Here is a 5,604-nt window from a genome sequence, read left to right on the forward strand (position 1 = left end):
GGCGGTGTGTGTTCGTTTCTTGAGAACTCAACAGCGTGCCGAATGTCGATGCCAACTTTTTGTTGGCTCGAGTTGGATGTCAGATGACGTCTTTTTCGTGCCAGATTTTATTCTCTGACCATGTGCCGGTTTCGGTGGTGGTCGGGTGTTTGATCTCGGGTTGTGCACTGTGGCCTTTTGGGGTTGGGGTGTGTGGTTCGGGGTTGTAACGCATCAACGGAGAGTTTGATCCTGGCTCAGGACGAACGCTGGCGGCGTGCTTAACACATGCAAGTCGAGCGGTGAACCCTTCGGGGGGATCAGCGGCGAACGGGTGAGTAACACGTGAGCAACCTGCCCCTGACTCTGGGATAGCCTCGGGAAACCGGGATTAATACCGGATATGACATCGCCTCGCATGGGGTGGTGTGGAAAGTTTTTCGGTCAGGGATGGGCTCGCGGCCTATCAGCTTGTTGGTGGGGTGATGGCCTACCAAGGCGACGACGGGTAGCCGGCCTGAGAGGGTGACCGGCCACACTGGGACTGAGACACGGCCCAGACTCCTACGGGAGGCAGCAGTGGGGAATATTGCGCAATGGGCGAAAGCCTGACGCAGCGACGCCGCGTGAGGGATGAAGGCCTTCGGGTTGTAAACCTCTTTCAGCAGGGAAGAAGCGAAAGTGACGGTACCTGCAGAAGAAGCACCGGCTAACTACGTGCCAGCAGCCGCGGTAATACGTAGGGTGCAAGCGTTGTCCGGAATTATTGGGCGTAAAGAGCTCGTAGGCGGTTTGTCGCGTCTGCTGTGAAAACGCGGGGCTCAACTCCGCGCCTGCAGTGGGTACGGGCAGACTAGAGTGCAGTAGGGGAGACTGGAATTCCTGGTGTAGCGGTGGAATGCGCAGATATCAGGAGGAACACCGGTGGCGAAGGCGGGTCTCTGGGCTGTAACTGACGCTGAGGAGCGAAAGCGTGGGTAGCGAACAGGATTAGATACCCTGGTAGTCCACGCCGTAAACGTTGGGCGCTAGGTGTGGGGCTCATTCCACGAGTTCCGTGCCGCAGCAAACGCATTAAGCGCCCCGCCTGGGGAGTACGGCCGCAAGGCTAAAACTCAAAGGAATTGACGGGGCCCCGCACAAGCGGCGGAGCATGCGGATTAATTCGATGCAACGCGAAGAACCTTACCAAGGCTTGACATGCAGGGTAATCCGGCAGAGATGTCGGGTCCGCAAGGGATCTTGCACAGGTGGTGCATGGTTGTCGTCAGCTCGTGTCGTGAGATGTTGGGTTAAGTCCCGCAACGAGCGCAACCCTCGTCCTATGTTGCCAGCGCGTGATGGCGGGGACTCATAGGAGACTGCCGGGGTCAACTCGGAGGAAGGTGGGGATGACGTCAAATCATCATGCCCCTTATGTCTTGGGCTTCACGCATGCTACAATGGCCAGTACAAAGGGCTGCGAGACCGTGAGGTGGAGCGAATCCCAAAAAGCTGGTCTCAGTTCGGATCGGGGTCTGCAACTCGACCCCGTGAAGTCGGAGTCGCTAGTAATCGCAGATCAGCAACGCTGCGGTGAATACGTTCCCGGGGCTTGTACACACCGCCCGTCACGTCACGAAAGTTGGTAACACCCGAAGCCGGTGGCCTAACCCGTAAGGGAGGGAGCTGTCGAAGGTGGGACTGGCGATTGGGACGAAGTCGTAACAAGGTAGCCGTACCGGAAGGTGCGGCTGGATCACCTCCTTTCTAAGGAGCATCTGACCATCGCGCACAGGCTCACTACCTCCTTCGTGGGGTGGGGGCGCGTGGTGGTCTAGAGCCATGCTGCGGGCGAACGCCCCGTGGGTGGTGCTCAAGGGTGGAACATCGACATGGCATCAAGGCTGCGGGCTTCTCCTCGTACGCCTGTTCACGGGTCGTGCTCTTGTCCTTCGGGATGGGGTGCTCTGGTGGGTGGGTTGGATCGGAGGGTTGGTGGTGGTGGTGTCGGGCACGCTGTTGGGTCCTGAGGGAACGAGCATCTCCTCGTGTCTGGGTTCGCCTGTGGGTGGGCTTAGGTGGTGGGAGGGTCTTGTTGCTTCGCATGGGCTGCATCTGGTCAGTTGAACCGCTCCTGTCGTGTTGGTGGGGGTAGGCGCTGGGATCTGGGTGTGGGTTCGCCCGTTGCTTGAGAACTGCACAGTGGACGCGAGCATCTTTAGTCTTTGCTGATCGCATTTTGTGTGTGGTCAAGTTTTTAAGGGCATACGGTGGATGCCTTGGCACCAGGAGCCGAAGAAGGACGTAGGAGCCTGCGATAAGCCTCGGGGAGTTGGCAACCGAACTGTGATCCGAGGATTTCCGAATGGGGAAACCCCGCTGGAGTCATGTCCAGTGACCCGCATCTGAACACATAGGGTGCGTGGAGGGAACGTGGGGAAGTGAAACATCTCAGTACCCACAGGAAGAGAAAGCAACCGCGATTCCGTGAGTAGTGGCGAGCGAAAGCGGAAGAGGCTAAACCGGTCATGTGTGATAGCTGCTAGGCGTTGCATGGTCGGGGTCGTGGGACCTTGCCGATCGGGCTAGCACCCGGTCAAGGAGTAAGAAAGTCGCGTCATAGTCGAAGGGCATTGAAAGGCCCGGCACAGAGGGTGGAACCCCCGTAGACGAAATGGCGTGGCCTCCTGTGAGGGATCCCAAGTAGCACGGGGCCCGAGAAATCCCGTGTGAATCTGGGGGGACCACCCCCTAAGCCTGAATACTCCCTGGTGACCGATAGCGGACAGTACCGTGAGGGAATGGTGAAAAGTACCCCGGGAGGGGAGTGAAATAGTACCTGAAACCGTGTGCCTACAATCCGTCGGAGCCTCCTTGGTTGGGGTGACGGCGTGCCTTTTGAAGAATGAGCCTGCGAGTTAGTGGTACGTGGCGAGGTTAACCCGTGTGGGGAAGCCGTAGCGAAAGCGAGTCCGAACAGGGCGATTGAGTCGCGTGCTCTAGACCCGAAGCGAAGTGATCTACCCATGGGCAGGTTGAAGCGCGGGTAAGACCGCGTGGAGGACCGAACCCACCAGGGTTGAAAACCTGGGGGATGACCTGTGGGTAGGGGTGAAAGGCCAATCAAACTTCGTGATAGCTGGTTCTCCCCGAAATGCATTTAGGTGCAGCGTCACGTGTTTCTTGCCGGAGGTAGAGCTACTGGATGGCCGATGGGCCCCAAAAGGTTACTGACGTCAGCCAAACTCCGAATGCCGGTAAGTGAGAGCGTGGCAGTGAGACTGCGGGGGATAAGCTTCGTAGTCGAGAGGGAAACAGCCCAGACCACCAGCTAAGGCCCCTAAGCGTGTGCTAAGTGGGAAAGGATGTGGAGTTGCACAGACAACCAGGAGGTTGGCTTAGAAGCAGCCACCCTTGAAAGAGTGCGTAATAGCTCACTGGTCAAGTGATTCCGCGCCGACAATGTAGCGGGGCTCAAGCACACCGCCGAAGCTGTGGCATTCACACATCGATAAGCCTTCGTGGTTCAGTCGTGTGGATGGGTAGGGGAGCGTCGTGTGGCGGGTGAAGCGGCGGAGTGATCCAGTCGTGGACGCTACACGAGTGAGAATGCAGGCATGAGTAGCGAAAGACGGGTGAGAATCCCGTCCGCCGAATGACCAAGGGTTCCAGGGCCAGGCTCATCCGCCCTGGGTAAGTCGGGACCTAAGGCGAGGCCGACAGGCGTAGTCGATGGACAACGGGTTGATATTCCCGTACCGGCGAAGAACCGCCCATACCGAGCCCGGGGATGCTAAGTGCCCAAAGCCAGTGACGTCTTCGGATGGATCTGGTGGAGCGCATGACCCGATCCGGTAGTAGGTAAGCGCATTAACAGGGGTGACGCAGGAAGGTAGCCACCGCGTGGCGATGGTAGTCCACGTCCAAGGGTGTAGGGCGAGGTGTAGGCAAATCCGCACCTCTCACTTCAATGTGGAGTCTGAGACCTGATGGTGACCGCGTATGCGGGAAGCAGGGTGATCCTATGCTGCCTAGAAAAGCCTCGGCGTGAGGTTCAAGCCGCCCGTACCCCAAACCGACTCAGGTGGTCAGGTAGAGAATACCAAGGCGACGAGAGAATCGTGGTTAAGGAACTCGGCAAAATGCCCCCGTAACTTCGGGAGAAGGGGGGCCCTAGCGTTGAAACCCTTGCGGGTTAGGCGCGACGGCCGCAGAGACCAGGGAGAAGCGACTGTTTACTAAAAACACAGGTCCGTGCTAAGTCGCAAGACGATGTATACGGACTGACGCCTGCCCGGTGCTGGAACGTTAAGGGGACGGGTCAGCTCTTCGGAGCGAAGCTCAGAACTTAAGCGCCAGTAAACGGCGGTGGTAACTATAACCATCCTAAGGTAGCGAAATTCCTTGTCGGGTAAGTTCCGACCTGCACGAATGGCGTAACGACTTCTCCGCTGTCTCAACCGCGAACTCGGCGAAATTGCACTACGAGTAAAGATGCTCGTTACGCGCAGCAGGACGGAAAGACCCCGGGACCTTCACTATAGCTTGGTATTGGTGTTCGGTACGGCTTGTGTAGGATAGGTGGGAGACTGTGAAGTCGGCACGCCAGTGTCGGTGGAGTCATCGTTGAAATACCACTCTGGTCGTTCTGGACATCTAACTTCGGTCCGTAATCCGGATCAGGGACAGTGCCTGGTGGGTAGTTTAACTGGGGCGGTTGCCTCCTAAAGAGTAACGGAGGCGCTCAAAGGTTCCCTCATCCTGGTTGGCAATCAGGTGTCGAGTGTAAGTGCACAAGGGAGCTTGACTGCGAGACTGACAGGTCGAGCAGGGACGAAAGTCGGAACTAGTGATCCGGCCGTGGTTTGTGGAAACGCGGTCGCTCAACGGATAAAAGGTACCCCGGGGATAACAGGCTGATCTTGCCCAAGAGTCCATATCGACGGCATGGTTTGGCACCTCGATGTCGGCTCGTCGCATCCTGGGGCTGGAGTAGGTCCCAAGGGTTGGGCTGTTCGCCCATTAAAGCGGTACGCGAGCTGGGTTTAGAACGTCGTGAGACAGTTCGGTCCCTATCCGCTGCGCGCGTTGGAGACTTGAGAAGGGCTGTCCCTAGTACGAGAGGACCGGGACGGACGAACCTCTGGTGTGCCAGTTGTTCCGCCAGGAGCACGGCTGGTTGGCTACGTTCGGGAGGGATAACCGCTGAAAGCATCTAAGCGGGAAGCCTGCTTCAAGATGAGGTCTCCATGGACTTCGAGTCCGAGAGGCTCCCAGCAGACTACTGGGTTGATAGGCCGGATGTGGACGACCAGTAATGGTTGCAGCTGACCGGTACTAATAAGCCGATGACTTGCTACACCCTCACCTTTGGTGGGAGTGCGGTCAACGTCTGACTGAAGTTAAGAGCTTGTCGTTGATGAGTTCTGTTCGCGTCCACTGTGCGGTTCCCGAGTCACGGGTGACCATCGCGCGGCTATGTTCGTGGCTGTGGTGGTGCCTGAAGAACTCGATAGTGTTACGGCGGTCATAGCGGTGGGGAAACGCCCGGTCCCATTCCGAACCCGGAAGCTAAGCTCACCTGCGCCGATGGTACTGCCCGGGAAGCTGGGTGGGAGAGTAGGTCACCGCCGGACATCCTTT

At 57.9% G+C, this 5,604-nt stretch carries 3 rRNA genes; all 3 read left to right on the forward strand.

The features are described from left to right. The first annotated feature begins 213 nt into the window (after positions 1-213). Positions 214-1,728: ribosomal RNA gene (locus FMM08_RS22675) — 16S ribosomal RNA — on the forward strand. 480 nt (positions 1,729-2,208) lie between these two features. After that, positions 2,209-5,322: ribosomal RNA gene (locus FMM08_RS22680) — 23S ribosomal RNA — on the forward strand. 158 nt (positions 5,323-5,480) lie between these two features. Beyond that, positions 5,481-5,597 (forward strand): 5S ribosomal RNA (rrf, locus tag FMM08_RS22685). The 16S, 23S and 5S rRNA genes sit together here, the layout of an rRNA operon. Positions 5,598-5,604: the final 7 nt, after the last annotated feature.

This window comes from Quadrisphaera setariae (assembly GCF_008041935.1).
Lineage (GTDB): Bacteria > Actinomycetota > Actinomycetes > Actinomycetales > Quadrisphaeraceae > Quadrisphaera > Quadrisphaera setariae.